The sequence below is a fragment of the Serratia bockelmannii genome (assembly GCF_051803255.1).
GTDB lineage: Bacteria > Pseudomonadota > Gammaproteobacteria > Enterobacterales > Enterobacteriaceae > Serratia > Serratia bockelmannii.
Genome location: NZ_CP196512.1, coordinates 1528711 through 1544856, shown reverse-complemented (window position 1 = coordinate 1544856; position 16146 = coordinate 1528711). Strand labels below are relative to the sequence as shown.

Annotated in this window: 15 protein-coding genes; 6 read left to right on the top strand and 9 right to left on the bottom strand. The window is 59.0% G+C overall.

What is annotated here, in order from left to right:
- Nucleotides 1-50: 50 nt before the first annotated feature.
- Together ACSJLU_RS07465 and ACSJLU_RS07460 are read right to left on the bottom strand one after the other, a co-directional pair.
- A complete protein-coding gene (locus ACSJLU_RS07465; RefSeq protein WP_025302114.1) occupies nt 51-779 on the bottom strand; it encodes a fimbrial biogenesis chaperone in 729 nt (242 codons plus the stop codon).
- An 81-nt stretch (nt 780-860) separates the two neighbouring features.
- Nucleotides 861-1418: a fimbrial protein gene (locus tag ACSJLU_RS07460; protein ID WP_041034152.1), complete on the bottom strand. Its 558-nt coding sequence runs from the start codon at nt 1416-1418 to the stop codon at nt 861-863.
- Nucleotides 1419-1890: 472 nt separating this feature from the next.
- On the opposite strand from ACSJLU_RS07460, the gene ACSJLU_RS07455 reads away from it, so the two are divergent.
- The 3 genes from ACSJLU_RS07455 to ACSJLU_RS07445 all read left to right on the top strand — a co-directional run bounded on the left by ACSJLU_RS07455 (nt 1891) and on the right by ACSJLU_RS07445 (nt 5030).
- The gene (locus ACSJLU_RS07455; RefSeq protein ID WP_016928483.1) at nt 1891-2607 is read left to right on the top strand and encodes an EAL domain-containing protein; all 717 of its coding nucleotides are present in this window, start codon (nt 1891-1893) and stop codon (nt 2605-2607) included.
- 21 nt (nt 2608-2628) lie between these two features.
- Nucleotides 2629-3219, top strand: coding sequence for a LuxR family transcriptional regulator (locus tag ACSJLU_RS07450; protein ID WP_004939094.1), 591 nt, complete (start codon nt 2629-2631; stop codon nt 3217-3219).
- Between the two features lie 185 nt (nt 3220-3404).
- Nucleotides 3405-5030 carry an FMN-binding glutamate synthase family protein gene (locus tag ACSJLU_RS07445; protein ID WP_311271890.1) on the top strand — a complete coding sequence of 542 codons (1626 nt, stop codon included), beginning with the start codon at nt 3405-3407 and terminating at the stop codon, nt 5028-5030.
- Nucleotides 5031-5139: 109 nt separating this feature from the next.
- Here ACSJLU_RS07445 and betA read toward each other — a convergent pair whose 3' ends face one another.
- From betA to betI, 3 genes are all read right to left on the bottom strand, one after another.
- Nucleotides 5140-6807 (bottom strand): choline dehydrogenase, encoded by a 1668-nt coding sequence (gene betA, locus ACSJLU_RS07440; protein ID WP_043137153.1) that lies wholly within the window; start codon nt 6805-6807, stop codon nt 5140-5142.
- 134 nt (nt 6808-6941) lie between these two features.
- The gene (betB, locus tag ACSJLU_RS07435; RefSeq protein WP_439041071.1) at nt 6942-8414 is read right to left on the bottom strand and encodes a betaine-aldehyde dehydrogenase; all 1473 of its coding nucleotides are present in this window, start codon (nt 8412-8414) and stop codon (nt 6942-6944) included.
- 14 nt (nt 8415-8428) lie between these two features.
- Complete coding sequence (gene betI, locus ACSJLU_RS07430; protein ID WP_025302109.1) at nt 8429-9031, bottom strand: transcriptional regulator BetI; 603 nt, start codon at nt 9029-9031, stop codon at nt 8429-8431.
- Nucleotides 9032-9431: 400 nt separating this feature from the next.
- On the opposite strand from betI, the gene ACSJLU_RS07425 reads away from it, so the two are divergent.
- Nucleotides 9432-11471, top strand: coding sequence for a choline transporter (locus tag ACSJLU_RS07425; RefSeq protein ID WP_004939112.1), 2040 nt, complete (start codon nt 9432-9434; stop codon nt 11469-11471).
- 44 nt (nt 11472-11515) lie between these two features.
- Here the strand turns inward: ACSJLU_RS07425 and ACSJLU_RS07420 are convergent, their stop codons facing one another.
- The 4 genes from ACSJLU_RS07420 to ACSJLU_RS07405 all read right to left on the bottom strand — a co-directional run bounded on the left by ACSJLU_RS07420 (nt 11516) and on the right by ACSJLU_RS07405 (nt 13799).
- Nucleotides 11516-11986: a YkgB family protein gene (locus ACSJLU_RS07420; RefSeq protein WP_004939115.1), complete on the bottom strand. Its 471-nt coding sequence runs from the start codon at nt 11984-11986 to the stop codon at nt 11516-11518.
- A 64-nt stretch (nt 11987-12050) separates the two neighbouring features.
- Complete coding sequence (locus ACSJLU_RS07415) at nt 12051-12341, bottom strand: pentapeptide MXKDX repeat protein (protein WP_141997592.1); 291 nt, start codon at nt 12339-12341, stop codon at nt 12051-12053.
- Nucleotides 12342-12400: 59 nt separating this feature from the next.
- Nucleotides 12401-13177, bottom strand: a complete 777-nt coding sequence (locus tag ACSJLU_RS07410; RefSeq protein WP_049208887.1) for a molybdopterin-dependent oxidoreductase — start codon at nt 13175-13177, stop codon at nt 12401-12403.
- Nucleotides 13178-13187: 10 nt separating this feature from the next.
- A complete protein-coding gene (locus ACSJLU_RS07405) occupies nt 13188-13799 on the bottom strand; it encodes a cytochrome b/b6 domain-containing protein (RefSeq protein WP_380825864.1) in 612 nt (203 codons plus the stop codon).
- 150 nt (nt 13800-13949) lie between these two features.
- Between ACSJLU_RS07405 and ACSJLU_RS07400 the strand changes: the two genes are divergently transcribed.
- Together ACSJLU_RS07400 and ACSJLU_RS07395 are read left to right on the top strand one after the other, a co-directional pair.
- A complete protein-coding gene (locus ACSJLU_RS07400; protein ID WP_043137136.1) occupies nt 13950-14663 on the top strand; it encodes a response regulator transcription factor in 714 nt (237 codons plus the stop codon).
- Between the two features lie 3 nt (nt 14664-14666).
- Entirely contained in the window at nt 14667-16133 is a 1467-nt protein-coding gene (locus ACSJLU_RS07395; RefSeq protein ID WP_380825860.1) for a sensor histidine kinase, read from the top strand.
- The last annotated feature ends 13 nt before the right edge of the window (nt 16134-16146 follow it).

Genomic DNA, 16146 nt, shown 5'->3' with positions numbered 1-16146 from the left:
GCTCGCCCTCTGAAATAAATTGCTCTGGGCCTGAGGCTCTGTTCCAAGAGTTACTTTTGCTTATTCTTAGTACGGGACACGCGTCCGCCAAAATCATTAATAGTGGTGTAGGCAATGTCAGCAATGCGCGCGCTGTCGCCGGAGAACGACAATGTCTTTTCCTGTCCGGGTGCCAGCATGTCGCCGTGCGGGGCCAACGGCACACGTTTTTGGTTCACGACAGCATTAATCTCGGTAAATGACACATAGTACGGCGTTGGGTTTTTCACGCTGACGCCCCCAGCGCTGAAGCTCCACTGCAGTTTTTCCGGCGCATCATTCGCTTCTCCCGCCAGACCGGTCGGCCGATACAGCAGTTTTACGCGGGTACGGAATGCCACCTGTAAAAAGTTTTCAGGTGCGCCATTGTTTGCCCCGGTTGGTGCTGGCGGGATCTCCAGTACGTTCAACCAAAACAAGGATTCTTTGTCTTGCGGCAAACTCGCCGTGGTCAATGAAACGCGCAGCGCTTGGCCGGTAGCCGGTTCAACACGGCTGATTGGCGGTGAAACGATAAATGGCGCTTTGCTGTTTTCTGGTGTGGTTTTTGCGTCGCCTTCATCAATCCAAGACTGAATAAGTGCCGGTGAAGCACCATTATTTGATAATTGGACGGTAACTTCCCGTTGCTTTCCCGGATAAATAATACGAGTACCGTTAATAATGACACTGGAAAAAACGCTGCTACTGAAAAGCATGGCGCTCAGCAATATGCTGTATTTTTTAAATGAGTTCTTCATTATCTTATCGCTACGGTAAGGGAAAACGGTGGGGGCATAACTCCCCCACCCGAATAAGAATATTACTTAAAGAAATATTACTTACTGGTAAATGATGGTGTACTGAACGCTAGAAGTCACATCACCAGCGCCGGCAGCGTTGGTAGCGTAATATTCAGCGTAGTAGTTCAGGTCAGCAGAGTCGCCTTCGTTAGCAACGGTAACCCACTGGGAGTTATTCTGCGCACCATTAGCACCAGCAGCCAGGATAGGCAGGAATTGGTTGTTGCTGCCCAGAAGCTGGATCTGCACGTTAGTTGCAGCATCAGTCTGCGCCTGGTTGTTCAGACGGCCAGTATTGAAATCAACAGTAGCGCCCGGTTCGAAATAAGTAGCTACCTGGCCTTTAGAGCATTTGGTCAGGTTGATCGCGAACGGAGTACGGCCAGCAGTTGCGCTCTGAGTTGCCAGAGTAGAAGCAGAAACAGTTGGCAGAGTTACGGTGAAATCTTTACCGCCTGGGGTGCTGATAGTACAAGTTTGGTCAGTCACTTTACCGTTGAAAGTAATAGTCCCGTCAGCAGCTTGAGCAGAGAAAGAAGAAATAGCAGCAGTGCTTACAGCCAATGCCAATACAGCAGACAGTTTAGAGATTTTCATATTTAGACTCTCGATGAATTAATACGCTTATAAAGTACATTCAGCGATGCTACTCCTTGTCAGGAATGAAGCCCGATGAATCCATTGCCGGACGAAATATAGACTAAGCATATTCTTAATGTTAAATCGTTTAAAACATTCATAAGGCCCCTCTTGATAGGAATAAACTATCGGAGGATACCTATCGATCGATGTTGACGATTCATATGAATAGGAATAATCTGTGTTTGGGAAAGCTTCAGAGTTCAAGATTTTGCATTAAGGCCTGAAAATCAGAATATTATCCCAAATATTTACATTTAGTAACATATTGCGACGTTTGGAATTTGGCACGAATTACGCGTTCAATGGTCTGTCGACACGCTTCGGCCATCCTGACGTTTTAAATAAGAAATTTACCAATAAACTTGGAGTAACTTTCTTTTTAAGCATTTAAAATCAACAAGTTAAATATCAATCCAAGGATTGGGAAATGAGCGGTTCTTTCAGAGAGAAAAATAACGGCATTAATTATGTTTTTCAGCCAATGTTCGCGAAATCGGGACAATTGCTGGCCGTTGAATGTCTGTCTCGCTTTACGTTTAATAGCGAATACGCCCATTTTTCTCCTGAACAGTTCTTTCGTCACGCCGACAGCGCAACCCGGATTGAGATTTTGATGGATCAGATCAATCTGATCGATAAATACAAACACTGGTTTCATGAAAACCAAGTGATAGCCACTTTGAATGTTGACGATTATTCCCTGCAATCGCTGGCGAATACTCACTTTGCCGAAAGAATTAATGCCCTGCGCTGTATTCATTTTGAGATCAGCGAGAATTCAACCCGGCTGGTGAAAGATCGCGTGCACGGCGATCCGTCATTGAATAGTTATTCATTTTGGCTCGATGATTTTGGTTCTGGCTATGCGGGTTTTTCCGCGTTGTACAACAGCCAGTTCCGCTTCGTTAAGCTCGACCGTTTTCTGCTTTGGGACTTCATGAAAAAGTCCGGCGGCGAGGGCTTGATGCGCGCGTTACTGCGCTTTTTTTACCTTAATCATTACAAGGTAATTATCGAAGGAGTTGAAACTCCCGAACACAAGAAATGGCTGGATGAAATGCCATATTACGCACTGCAGGGAAAGCTGTGGAAGGAATCCAGCATCAAGGATTTGAACTCGCTTCTTACAGCTGAATACTTTTAACTCGGTATTGGTGTTTGCCCTATGTCTAAAAACAACGTTCTTGTGATTAGTGAGTGTAAGTACAGCTATGTTGGCCTGTCGGTGCTGCTAAAGAAACACTACGGCGCGTACGATATCCGCCTGTTTTCCGATTTCATGCACGGCGGCGCCAAAGCAGAGAAGATCACCAAGCACGATATTGCGCTGATTTTCACCTCGCAAAACCTGGAACAGAGCGTCAACGTGATCGAAAGCCTGGTGTCCCTGCATCAGCAGTACAACAGCAAGACGCGCCTGCTGGTGTTTTATGACGACGAGCGGGTAGTGAAACTGTTGTCGATCCTGGGGATTTCCGTCGAGTTGGTCTCCACCCGCATTCCGCTTTATTCGCTGCAGGAAAAAATCCAGCGGCTGCTGGAAAGCAAGGAACCGGGCGGTATCCGGGTGCAGAAAACCCGCGAGCTCAGTCCGGCGGAAAGCGACGTGATCTTCAACCTGCTGCGTGGCGACAGCCTGCTGCACATTGCGGAAAAGCGCGGCACGCACCCGAAAACCATCTTCTCGCAGAAATACAGCGCGATGAAAAAACTGCGGCTGCGCAGCATGAGCACCATCTTCGTCGCCGGCAAATAAATACCCAGGCTTGTTGCGCGGTTCGCCGCGCGGCAACCCGCCCCCCTTCCGTCACGTTAAATTAATGTAACAACTGGCGACAAAGCAGCAACAGACACACAACATCCCCTCCTGTTGGTTACGATTTGCACACGGATTATCCGTGAGTCATGTCGTGTGGATTAAAATAAACATCAGGAGATGTTATGAAGTCGTCCTTATTCAGCCGCTATACCTGCTTTGTGCTGAGCATCTTGCTCACCCTGGTTTTCTTGATCATGATGCACAATCATCCGTGGTTCTGGCTGCCGGCCCTGGCCTGCGGTTGCCTGATGGTGCTGGGTATCTACGATCTCACGCAGCAACGCCACGCCATTTGCCGCAACTACCCGATCATCGGCCGCCTGCGCTTCTTCTTCGAGTTCATCCGCCCGGAACTGCGCCAGTATTTCCTCGAGCAGGACAATGAAGAAATCCCGTTTTCGCGCACCCAGCGCACGCTGGTGTATCGCCGGGCGAAAAACGAGATGGGCGACAAGCCGTTCGGCACCCTGCTGGATGTGTACCAAACCGGCTATGAGTGCATCGGCCATTCCATGCGGCCGGTGAAAGCCGCCGACCCGACCAGTTTTCGCGTCACCATCGGCGGCGCCGACTGCCGCCAGCCCTACTCCGCGTCAATCTTCAACATTTCGGCGATGAGCTTCGGCGCGCTCTCCGCCAACGCCATCCGCGCGCTCAACCTCGGCGCGGCCAAAGGCAACTTCTACCACGACACCGGCGAGGGCAGCATCAGCCGCTATCACCGCGAAAACAACGGCGATTTGGTGTGGGAGCTGGGCAGCGGCTATTTCGGCTGCCGCACCGCCGACGGCCATTTCGATCCGCGCCGCTTTGCCGAACAGGCGCAAAGCCCGCAGGTGAAAATGATTGAAATCAAGCTCAGCCAGGGCGCTAAACCCGGCCACGGCGGCATTCTGCCGGCGAAGAAGGTGGATGCGGAAATCGCCGCCACCCGCGGCGTGCCGGAAGGCGTCGATTGCATCTCGCCGGCTTCGCACAGCGCCTTCACCACCCCGCTGGAAATGATGCAGTTCATCCAACAGCTGCGCGAGCTGTCAGGCGGCAAACCGGTCGGTTTCAAGCTGTGCATCGGCCACCCGTGGGAGTTCGTCGCCATCGTCAAGGCGATGCTGCACACCCGCATTCTGCCAGACTTCATCGTGGTGGACGGCAAGGAAGGCGGCACCGGCGCCGCCCCGCTCGAACTCTCCAACTATATGGGTATGCCGCTGCGCGAAGGGCTGCTGTTCGTGCATAACACGCTGGTGGGCTGCGGCCTGCGCGACCAAATCAAGATTGGCGCCAGCGGCAAGATCATCAGCGCCTTTGATATCGCCAGCGTACTGGTGCTCGGCGCCGACTGGGTGAACTCGGCGCGCGGCTTTATGTTCGCCGTCGGCTGCATCCAGTCGCAAAGCTGCCACACCAACCACTGCCCGACCGGCGTCGCGACGCAAGATCCGCTGCGTCAGAAGGCGTTGGTGGTGCCGAACAAGGCGGAGCGCGTCTATCACTTCCATCAAAATACGGTGAAAGCGCTGGCGGACATGCTGGCGGCGGCCGGCGTCAGCCGCCCGGAGCAGCTGACCTCGCACCATATGCTGCGCCGCATCACGCCGACCGAGATCAAGGTATACGCCGATATCTATTACTACCTGGAGCCGGGCGCGCTGCTGCAGCCGGAGATCAAAAGCGAGTTCTACGCCCGCATGTGGCGCATGGCGACGCCCAACAGTTTCGATCAGGCAATCTCGCTGCCGGCGGCATGATGGGATAAGGAATAAAAAGAGAGTTGCCCCCTCGCCTTGGGGAAGAGCATATGGAGAGGGGTTGCTTGCTACGGCGGCCCTCCCCCTCAACGGCGAGAGGGCGTGTCGGTTACTGCTTGCGCACCGGCGCATCGCCGGCGACGTAGTAGTCGGCGGTGCTGCGCGGCAACGGCGCGCGCTGTCGAATGCGGTCGGCGATCTTTTCGGCGATCATGATGGTGGTGGCGTTCAGGTTGCCGGTAATGATCAGCGGCATAATCGACGCATCCACCACCCGCAATCCTTCCATGCCGTGCACCCGGCCCTGGCCGTCGACCACCGCCATCTCGTCCTCGCCCATCTTGCACGAGCAGGACGGGTGGAAGGCGGTTTCGGCGTGCTCGCGCACGAAGGCGTCCAGCTGCTCGTCGGTCTGCACCTCTGGCCCTGGGCTTATCTCGCGGCCGCGGTATTCGTCCAGGGCCGGCTGCGCCATGATTTCGCGCGTGATGCGGATAGCGTCGCGGAACTCCTGCCAATCCTGTTCAGTCGCCATGTAGTTGAACAGAATGCTCGGGTGCTGACGCGGATCTTTCGATTTCACCTGCACCCGGCCGCGGCTCGGCGAACGCATCGAGCCGACGTGCGCCTGGAAGCCGTGCTCTTTCACCGCGTTGCTGCCGTTATAGTTAATCGCCACCGGCAGGAAGTGATACTGAATGTTCGGCCAGGCGAACTCTGCGCGGCTGCGGATGAAGCCGCCGGCCTCGAACTGGTTGCTGGCGCCGACGCCGGTGCCGTTGAACAGCCACTCCGCGCCGATCTTCGGCTGGTTGAACCATTGCAGCGCCGGGTACAGCGACACCGGTTTCTTGCAGGCGTATTGCAGGTACATCTCCAGGTGGTCCTGCAGGTTTTCCCCGACGCCCGGCAGATCGTGCACCACGTTGATGTCCAGGCTTTTCAGCAGCGCCGCCGGGCCGACGCCCGAACGCTGCAGAATTTGCGGCGAGGCGATGGCGCCGGCGCACAGCAGCACTTCGCGGCGCGCTGTGGCGTGAGTCAGCTGATTGCTGTCGCCCTGCAAATACTTGACGCCCACCGCACGCTTGCCGTCGAACACGATATGGTCGGTCAGCGCATGGGTGACGATTTTCAGGTTCGGCCGCGAACGCGCCTGATCCAGATAACCGCGGGCGGTGCTAGCGCGGCGCCCTTTCGGGGTCACGGTGCGATCCATCGGGCCGAAGCCTTCCTGCTGGTAACCGTTCAGATCGTCGGTGCGCGGATAGCCCGCCTGCACGCCGGCTTCCACCATGGCGTGGAACAGTTCGTTGTTACCGGCCTTCGGCGTGGTGACGCTCACCGGGCCATCGCCGCCGTGGTAATCGTTCGGGCCGATATCGCGCGTTTCCGCCTTGCGGAAATACGGCAGGCAGTCCAGATAGGTCCAGTCTTCCAGACCCGGCGCCTTGGCCCAGTTGTCGAAATCCATCGCGTTGCCGCGAATATAACACATGCCGTTGATCAGGGACGAACCGCCCAGCCCTTTGCCGCGGCCGCATTCCATCCGGCGGTTGTTCATGTGCGGCTCAGGATCGGTTTCATACGCCCAGTTATAGCGGCGGCCCTGCAGCGGAAACGCCAGCGCGGCCGGCATCTGAGTACGGAAATCCATCCGGTAATCCGGGCCGCCGGCTTCCAGCAGCAGCACGCTGACGTCGGCGTCCTCGGTCAATCGGGTGGCTAACACGTTGCCGGCGGAACCGGCACCGATAATGATGTAGTCAAATTCCATTCATTATCTCCTTACTTTATAGGCCTGCACGATGCGAAAACGCGAAGCGCTGATCCGAAGCAGGCGGTGTATTTGGCTCTCGAGGAGTGTCGGCCGCAGCCAACGCGGCTGCGGCTCGAAAGGCGACGGGAAGATCAGAATACCGAGGCGTATTCGCCCAGCTCGACCTGCACCGATTTGATCTGGGTGTAGTGCTCCAGCGTGGTCAGGCCGTTTTCGCGGCCGACGCCGGACTGCTTATAGCCGCCGACCGGCATTTCCGCCGCCGACTCGCCCCAGGTGTTGATCCAGCAAATGCCGGCTTCCAACTGATGAATCACGCGGTGTGCGCGGGCCAGATCGTGGGTCACCACGCCCGCGGCCAGGCCGAAGGTGGTGTCGTTGGCGCGGCGCACCACTTCCTCTTCGCTCTGGTAGCTGAGAATGCTCATCACCGGCCCGAAGATCTCCTCGCGCACGATTTCCATCTCGTCGCGGCAGTCGCTGAATACCGTCGGCGCCACATAAGCGCCCTTGCCGAATTCGCCATGGGTGACGCGTTCGCCGCCGCACAGCAGGCGCGCGCCGCTGTTCTTGCCGCTTTCGATAAAGCGCAGCACCGACTCCATGTGCGCGAAGCTGACCAGCGGCCCGAAGTTGGTCTGCGAATCGGTCGGATCGCCGAGGCGAATGCGCTTCACGCGTTCGAGGATCTTCGCCTCAAACTGCGCCTGCAGCGCCGCCGGCACAAAGACGCGGGTGCCGTTGGTGCACACCTGGCCGGAGCTGTAGAAGTTGGCCATCATGGCGATATCGGCGGCGCGATCCAGATCGGCGTCGTCGAAGATAATCAGCGGCGACTTGCCGCCCAGCTCCATGGTGACTTCCTTCAGCGTCGAACCCGACGCGTTGGCCATCACCTTCTTGCCGGTTTTCACCCCGCCGGTGAAAGAGACTTTGGCAATGCCCGGATGATCGGTCAGGTACTGCCCCACCTCCGCACCGCTGCCGGTCACCACGTTGAACACGCCGTCCGGCAGGCCGGCTTCGGTGTAGATTTCCGCCAGCTTCAACGCCGTCAACGACGTAACTTCACTCGGCTTGAAGATCATCGCGTTACCCGCCGCCAGCGCCGGCGCGGACTTCCACAGCGCGATTTGAATCGGGTAGTTCCAGGCGCCGATGCCGGCCACCACGCCCAGCGGTTCGCGGCGGGTGTAAACGAACGAAGTGTCGCGCAGCGGGATCTGCTCGCCTTCAATGGCCGGGATCAGGCCGGCGTAGTACTCCAGCACGTCAGCGCCAGTGACGATATCCACCGCGGTGGTTTCCGACATCGCTTTGCCGGTATCCAGCGTTTCCAGCGCCGCCAGTTCATCGTTACGCTCGCGCAGAATATCCACCGCGCGACGCAGGATGCGCGAACGCGCCATCGCCGTCATCGCCGCCCACACCTTCTGCCCGCTGGCCGCGCTGGCCACCGCACGATCGACGTCTTCAGCGCCGGCGGACTGGACTTCAGCCAGAACTTCGCCGTTCGCCGGGTTAATGGCGTTGAAGGTTTTTCCAGCGGTGCTGTCTACATAGGCGCCATGAATATAGAGCTTCTGCAAGCCAAAACGGGACATAGGATCTCCTTGAGTTAGCCTCCGGGCGGCGTTTGCCCCCGGAGTTGGAACGTGATGTATTCGGTCGTGAGCGTCAACGCCTGCGACTGATTGAACGCCGAGCCGCGCAGCGCGCTGCGCAGCCACAGCCCATCGATCAGTGCCGCCAGCCCCTTGGCCGCCAACCGCGCCTGCGGCTGCGGCATAACGCGGCGAAACTCGGCGCACAGGTTGGAATAAAGCCGGCGGCCGTTCACCTGTTGCAGCCGGTTGAGCTGCGGCTGGTGCAGGCTGCTGGCCCAAAAGGCCAGCCAGGTCTTCATCGCCGCGCTGTTGATCTGGCTGTCGTCGAAGTTGCCGGCGACGATCGCCTGCAGCCGCGCCGCCGGGCTGTTATCGGTCAGCGCCTGCAACCGCAGCTTCACCGCCTCGCCCAGATGGCTGATCAGATAGCGCATCGTGGCTTCCAGCAGGCCGTTCTTGTCCTTGAAATAATGGCTGATGATGCCGTTGGAAACGCCGGCCCGCCGCGCGATCTGCGCGATGGTGGCGTCATGCATTCCCACTTCGTTTACCGCGGCGAGCGTGGCATCAATCAACTGCTGCCTTCTGATTGGCTGCATTCCTACCTTTGGCATATTTCGACTCTCACAAAACCGACTTCGGCCTTATCTCAGCGGGCAAATTTCACTGCCGTTTCGCCCGTGATTCAGGTCATCATGAGGACTATTAAACTTTTTTTTGATTGAACGTTCAATAAAAATTGCATATATTTTATTGCCGCCTGGTTAAAAATTTGTACTATCTGGTTGTGGAACTGGCTGATTTTTGTGAGGTAATTAACGAATCTGACCAAAATCAGTGGCTGTAAGCGGTTCCCGCCACGAAGCGCTCCGGTGCTTCAGCAACAGGCGAAAGCGGCGTTTTTCAGGCCATTCCCATGGGGATGGTCGCCGCCTTCATTCGCCCGTTTTCCGGCGGCGCCAACGCGCCCCGAAATGCGGAGCGGCACGATTTTACTCAGTTCAGAGGATGACGATGACAACACGCGAAACCTCCTCCAAACCGCAGCAGGACCGCCTCAACCCTGTGGTTTTCTTCACCTCGGCGGGGCTGATCCTGGCCTTCTCGCTGATGACCATCTTTTTCACCGACTTCTCAGGGCAGTGGATCACCCGCACGCTGAATTGGGTGTCGACCACCTTCGGTTGGTACTACCTGCTGGCGGCGACGCTGTACATCGTGTTCGTGGTGTTTATCGCCGCCTCGCGCTTCGGTTCCATCAAGCTCGGGCCGGAACAGTCCAAACCGGAGTTCAGCCTGATGAGTTGGGCGGCGATGCTGTTCGCCGCCGGCATCGGCATCGACCTGATGTTCTTCTCGGTCGCCGAGCCGGTGACCCAGTACATGATGCCGCCGGAAGGCGACGCGCAAACGCTGGAGGCCGCGCGCCAGGCGATGGTCTGGACGCTGTTCCACTACGGCCTGACCGGCTGGTCGATGTATGCGCTGATGGGCATCGCCCTCGGCTACTTCAGCTATCGCTACAATCTGCCGCTGACCATCCGCTCGGCGCTGTACCCGATCTTCGGTAAGCGCATCAACGGCCCGATCGGCCACAGCGTGGACATCGCCGCGGTGCTCGGCACCATCTTCGGCATCGCCACCACGCTGGGCATCGGCGTGGTGCAGCTCAACTACGGCCTCAAGGTGCTGTTCGAGATCCCGGAAAACCTGACGGTGCAGGGCTCGCTGATCCTGCTGTCGGTGATCATGGCCACCATCTCGGTCACCTCGGGCGTCAACAAGGGCATCCGCATCCTGTCCGAGCTGAATGTGCTGCTGGCGCTTGGCCTGATCTTGTTCGTGCTGTTCTTTGGCGACACCGAGTTCCTGCTCAACGCGCTGGTGCTCAACGTCGGCGATTACGTCAACCGTTTTATGGGCATGACGCTCAACAGCTTCGCCTTCGATCGGCCGGTGGAGTGGATGAACAACTGGACGCTGTTCTTCTGGGCCTGGTGGGTGGCGTGGTCACCGTTCGTCGGCCTGTTCCTGGCACGCATCTCGCGTGGGCGCACCATTCGCCAGTTCGTGGTCGGCACGCTGATCATACCGTTCGTGTTTACCCTGCTGTGGCTGTCTATCTTCGGCAACAGCGCGCTGTACCAGATCATCCACGGCAACGCCGAGTTTGCTCAGGAAGTGATGCAGTTCCCGGAACGCGGCTTCTACAGCCTGCTGGCGCAATACCCCGGCTTCACCTTCAGCGCCTCGGTGGCCACCATCACCGGCCTGCTGTTCTACGTCACCTCGGCGGACTCTGGCTCGCTGGTGCTGGGTAACTTCACCTCGCGCCTGGCCGATATCAATAATGATGCACCGAACTGGCTGCGGATTTTCTGGTCGGTGGCCATCGGCCTGCTGACCATCGGCATGCTGATGACCGACGGCGTACCGGCGCTGCAGAAAACCACGGTGATCATGGGCCTGCCGTTCAGCTTCGTGATCTTCTTTGTGATGGCCGGGCTGTATAAATCGCTGCGGGTGGAAGACTACCGCAAGGCCAGCGCGCTCAGCACCCTGGCGCCGGTGCCGGTCTCCAGCCACGATGTGCTCAATTGGAAACAGCGTCTGTCGCGGGTGATGAACTACCCGGGCACGCAGTACACGCAGAAAATGCTGGATAAGGTTTGCCGCCCGGCGATGCAGGACGTGGCGCGCGAGCTGGAGTTGCGCGGCGCGAAAGTGGAGTTCAGCGAAGTGCCGCCGACCGAAGACGAGCGCCTGAACCACCTGGAACTGCTGGTGCACCTGGGCGAGGAACAGAACTTCATCTATCAGATCTGGCCGATGCGCTACTCGGTGCCGGGCTTCACCTACCGCGCCCGCTCCGGTAAATCGCACTACTACCGGCTGGAAACCTTCCTGATGGAAGGCACCCAGGGCAACGACCTGATGGACTACAGCAAGGAACAGGTGATTGGTGACATTCTCGACCAGTACGAGAAGCACCTGAACTTCCTGCACATTCATCGCGAGGCGCCGGGGGGCACCCTGACCTTCCCGGATATGTGATGGCCGAGAAATAACCACAGGGCGTAGCCAGGCTACGCCCTTTTTTATGCCTGCTCGGCCGGTAAATCGGCCTTCAGCAGCACCAGGGAACCGGCCAGCAACACCAGATCCTTAATTAAAAAACTGGTGGCCCCGGCCATGGCGGGAAAACCGCCGGCGGAGGGCTCCCAGGCACCCGGCGTGGAAAAGATCAGCGTCAGCGTGGTCAGGTAGGTCACCGTCGATCCGATCGCCCCCAGCAAACCCAGCCGCCGCGACCAGAACCCCGCCAGCAACAGTAAACCGAAGCTCCATTCGGCGACGCCCAATGCATAACTGGCGCCGCGAATGCCGAACGCCTGATGCATCCAGCTCAGCAGCGGGCTGTTGCCGATCAGAGGCACTAACCCCTGCGCTTCGTAATCAAACCATTTGGCGTAGCCGAAGGCGGCGAAGATCACCACCAACGCCGCACGCATAAAGATAACGTCCCCGTTCGAGCGCCGAAAGCGCCGCAGCCATGTCGCCAGCATCATCCTCTCTCCTTATGTTGCCCGCGGCCGCCGCGGTTTGCCGCTTGCGACCGCGGGGTGCGGCGGCTTAGTGCCCCATCGCGTCCTTTTTCATCTCGTCTTTCTTCATGCCGTCTTTGGCCATACCGTCTTTCGCCATACCATCCTTTTTCATGGCGTCTTTCCCCATCTTGTCTTTCTTCATGCACGCCTTGCCCATGCACTCTTTCTTCATCCCATCTTTCGCCATGCCGTCGTGCGACATCTGGCTCATGCCGTCCTTTTTCATCGCGTCTTTGCTCATGCCGTCCGCGGCATTGGCGCCGGCCACACCCAGCATCAGCGCGCTACACATCATGATTGCGAATAACTTTTTCATGGTATTTCCTTCCGTCATGTCAAAGGCACCGGAGTGCCGGAGAATGGCCGGCGGCCGCCTCAGCTGCCGCCAAACCAGTTGTAACCCTGATCTTCCCAGTAACCGCCCGGGAAGCGGTTGGTGACCTCGATCACCTGAATGTGCTTCGGATTCTTGTAGCCCAGCTTGGTCGGCATGCGCAGCTTCATCGGATAGCCGTACTTGCGCGGCAAGATCTGGCCGTCGTAGGTCAGCGCGATAATCGTCTGCGGATGCAGCGCGGTGGCCATGTCGATGCTGGTGTAGTAGTCATCGGCGCATTTGAAGCTGACGTAGCGGGCGCTCAGATCCGCGCCGATCGCCTTGAGAAAGGTGGCGAACGGCACACCGCCCCACTTGCCGATGGCGCTCCAACCCTCAACGCAAATATGGCGCGTCACCTGGCTGACCTGCGCCATCCGATGCAGCTGCGGCAGGCTCCAGGCGCGCTTGTCCTGCACCAACCCCGCCACTTCCAGCCGGTAGTCGTCGCCGTTGATGTCCGGCGCGTCCTCCTCGGCGTAAAAGGCGTTGAACGGGAACGGCCGGGTGATCATCGATTCCGGGTAGACCGGCGCCAGGCGATCGCCGTTGAACAGCCAGCCCTGCACCCGATCGTTGAGGCGCGAAATGCGGCTTAGCGCCTGCTCGACGTTGGCGTTGTCGCTGAGATCGCAGCCGGTGAGCATGGCGATGCCGCCCAGCGTCAGGCCATTGCGCAAAAAGCGGCGGCGCGAAGGCGCGCTCAACAGCCGCTGCGCTTCTTTGACGATCGCCTGCCCTTCGCCGATCGTCATGATCTGTTTATCCTTTTTCATCGTGAACTCCTTAACGCCCGCGCAGCATGGCCAGCAGCGTCCGCGGCACCAGCGCCACCATCACCAGATGGATCGCGACGAAGACCACCAGCGCCGACATGGCGAAAAAGTGGATATAGCGCGCCGCCTCATAGCCGCCGAGCAGCGTGCGCAGCAGCGGAAACTGCACCGATTTCCACAGCACCAGCCCGGACAGCGCGCTCAGCACGCCGAGGATCATCACCGACAGATAGGCCACGCGCTGCACCATGTTGTAGTGGCGCAGGTCGGCGTGCTGCAGCCTGCCGCGCAGCGCCGCGCCTATATCGGCGAGAAACTGTTTCGGACTGAGCGGCCAATATTTGCGTTTGAAGCGCCCGCTGGCCAGGTTGAGCAGCAGATAGCACAGCCCATTGACGCCGAACAGCCACATGCCGGCGAAGTGCCACTGCAGCGCGCCGCCCAACCAGCCACCGAGCGTCAGCTCGTTGAGAAAGCTGAAGTTGAACAGCGGCGAGGCGTTGTAGATGCGCCAGCCGCTGGTGACCATGATCAGCATCGCCAGCGCATTCAGCCAATGCGTCAACCGCAGCCACAGCGGATGTACGGTCTGTCGTTGTTCCGGAGTGAGAGTGAGGCTCATAACGATTCCTGCCAGCTAACGATGCGATGGGCCGAGTATTCACCGGATTTGTTCCCCAAGACCTCACGCAAAGTTAAATAAAATGTGATAACTCCACCGGTGGGGGTTGTGTAGACTTCAGAGAGGATCGGGCAATCAGCGGTAATGAGAATGGACAAGCCAAAACGAATTTTGATCGTCGAGGACGACGGCGACATCGCCGAGCTGCTGCAGCTGCATCTGCGCGACGAAGGTTACGCCATCAGCCACGCCGCCGACGGCAATCAGGGCATGGCGATGCTGGAACAGGGCGGCTGGGATGCCCTCATCCTCGATCTGATGCTGCCGGGCGTGGACGGATTGGAGATTTGCCGCCGGGCGCGCACCATGACGCGCTACACGCCGATCATCATCACCAGCGCGCGCTCCAGCGAGGTGCACCGCGTGCTGGGGCTGGAGCTGGGCGCCGATGACTATCTGGCCAAACCCTTCTCCATGCTGGAGCTGGTGGCTCGAGTCAAGGCGCTGTTTCGCCGCCAGGAGGCGATGAGCCGCAACCTGCGCATGGACGCCGGCGTGCTCAGCTTCAACGATCTGACCATCGACCCCATCGCCCGCGAAGTGCACCTGCATCAGCAGCCGGTCGAGCTGACGCCGCGCGAATTCGACCTGCTGTACTTTTTCGCCCGCCATCCGGGCCAGGTGTTCTCGCGCCTCAGCCTGTTGAATCAGGTCTGGGGCTATCAGCACGAAGGGTATGAGCACACCGTCAACACCCATATCAACCGGCTGCGCATCAAGATCGAGCGCAACCCGGCGGAACCCGAGCGCATCCTCACGGTGTGGGGCATGGGCTATAAATTCGCGGCCACGCCGCATGAGTGAGCCATGAAAAACCTTACGTTAGCGCAACGCCTCACGCTGATCTTCACGCTGCTGATCGTCATCGGCTGCGCCTTTTCCGGCTGGATGCAGGTACGCAGCAGCACCCAGTACAGCCAGGCAGTGATCCAGCGCCTGTCAGGCAACCTGGCGCAGCATATCGCCGACAGCAATCCGCTGCTGGGAGTGAACGGGCCGGATCCGCAGGCGGTGCATACCCTGTTCGACCAGCTGATGGCGGTGAACCCCAGCGTGGAGGTTTACCTGCTCGACAAACAGGGCGCGATTATCGGCAATGCCGCGCCGGCCGGGCATCTGAAGCGGCAGCGGGTCGCGCTGGCGCCGCTGCAGGCGCTGCTCGATGGCGCGCAGATGCCGGTGTATGGCGACGATCCGCGCAGCGCGGACGGGCGCAAGGTGTTCAGCGTCGCGCCGCTGAAGGTCGACGGCCGGCTCGAAGGCTATCTGTACGTGGTCTTGCTCGGCGAAGAGTACACGGCGCTGGCCAGCAACGCCCAGTTCAACTCGGCGGTCAGGATGGCGCTGTGGACTTCTGGGTTGATGGTGCTGTTCAGCCTGCTGGCCGGCGGTTTCGCGTTTTATTGGGTAACGCGCCCGATCCGTCGCCTGACCCGGCAGGTCAGCGCGCTGGACAGCGGCGGCATCGAAGCGGTGCAGGCCTACGCGGCGCTGCCGGCGGTACGGGCCGGGCGCGACGAAGTCAGCCAGCTGCAACAGGCCTTCCACCGCATGGCGCAGCGCCTGGCCGAACAGTGGCAAACGCTGGCGCAGCAGGATCGGCTGCGGCGTGAATTCATCGCCAACGTCTCGCACGATCTGCGCACCCCGCTCACTTCGCTGCATGGCTATCTGGAGACGCTGTCGGTTAAGGCCGCCACCCTGAGCGAAGCCGATCGGCGGCGCTATCTGGAGATCGCGCTGGCGCAAAGCCGCAAGGTGGGCAAGCTGGCGCAGGAGCTGTTCGAGCTGGCTCGATTAGAGTATGGCGTGGTGAAGCCGCAGAAAGAGCCCTTCTCCCTCAGCGAGCTGTTGCAGGACGTGTTCCAGAAGTTCGAGCTGGCGGCAGAGGCGCGCAACCAGCGGCTGCACGCCGACATCGCTCCCGGCATTCCGCCGGTGTTCGCCGATCTCAGCATGATTGAGCGGGTGCTGACCAACCTGTTGGACAACGCCATTCGCCATACGCCGCCCGGCGGCGACATCGGCGTGCGGCTGTGGCGGCAGGAAGACCAGGTAATGGTGCAGGTCAGCGACAGCGGCCCCGGCATTCCGCAGATGCTGCGCGCCGATCTGTTCGTGCGCCCGTCTGTCCTGAGCGGCGCCCGGCGCCCTTCCGGCGGACTGGGGTTGATGATCGTGCGGCGTATTCTGCAGCTGCACGACAGCGATATTCAGCTGATCGAACAAGCGCAAAGCGGCGCCTGCTTCCGCTTCGCCATTCCGCCGCGTTAACACGGCACAACGG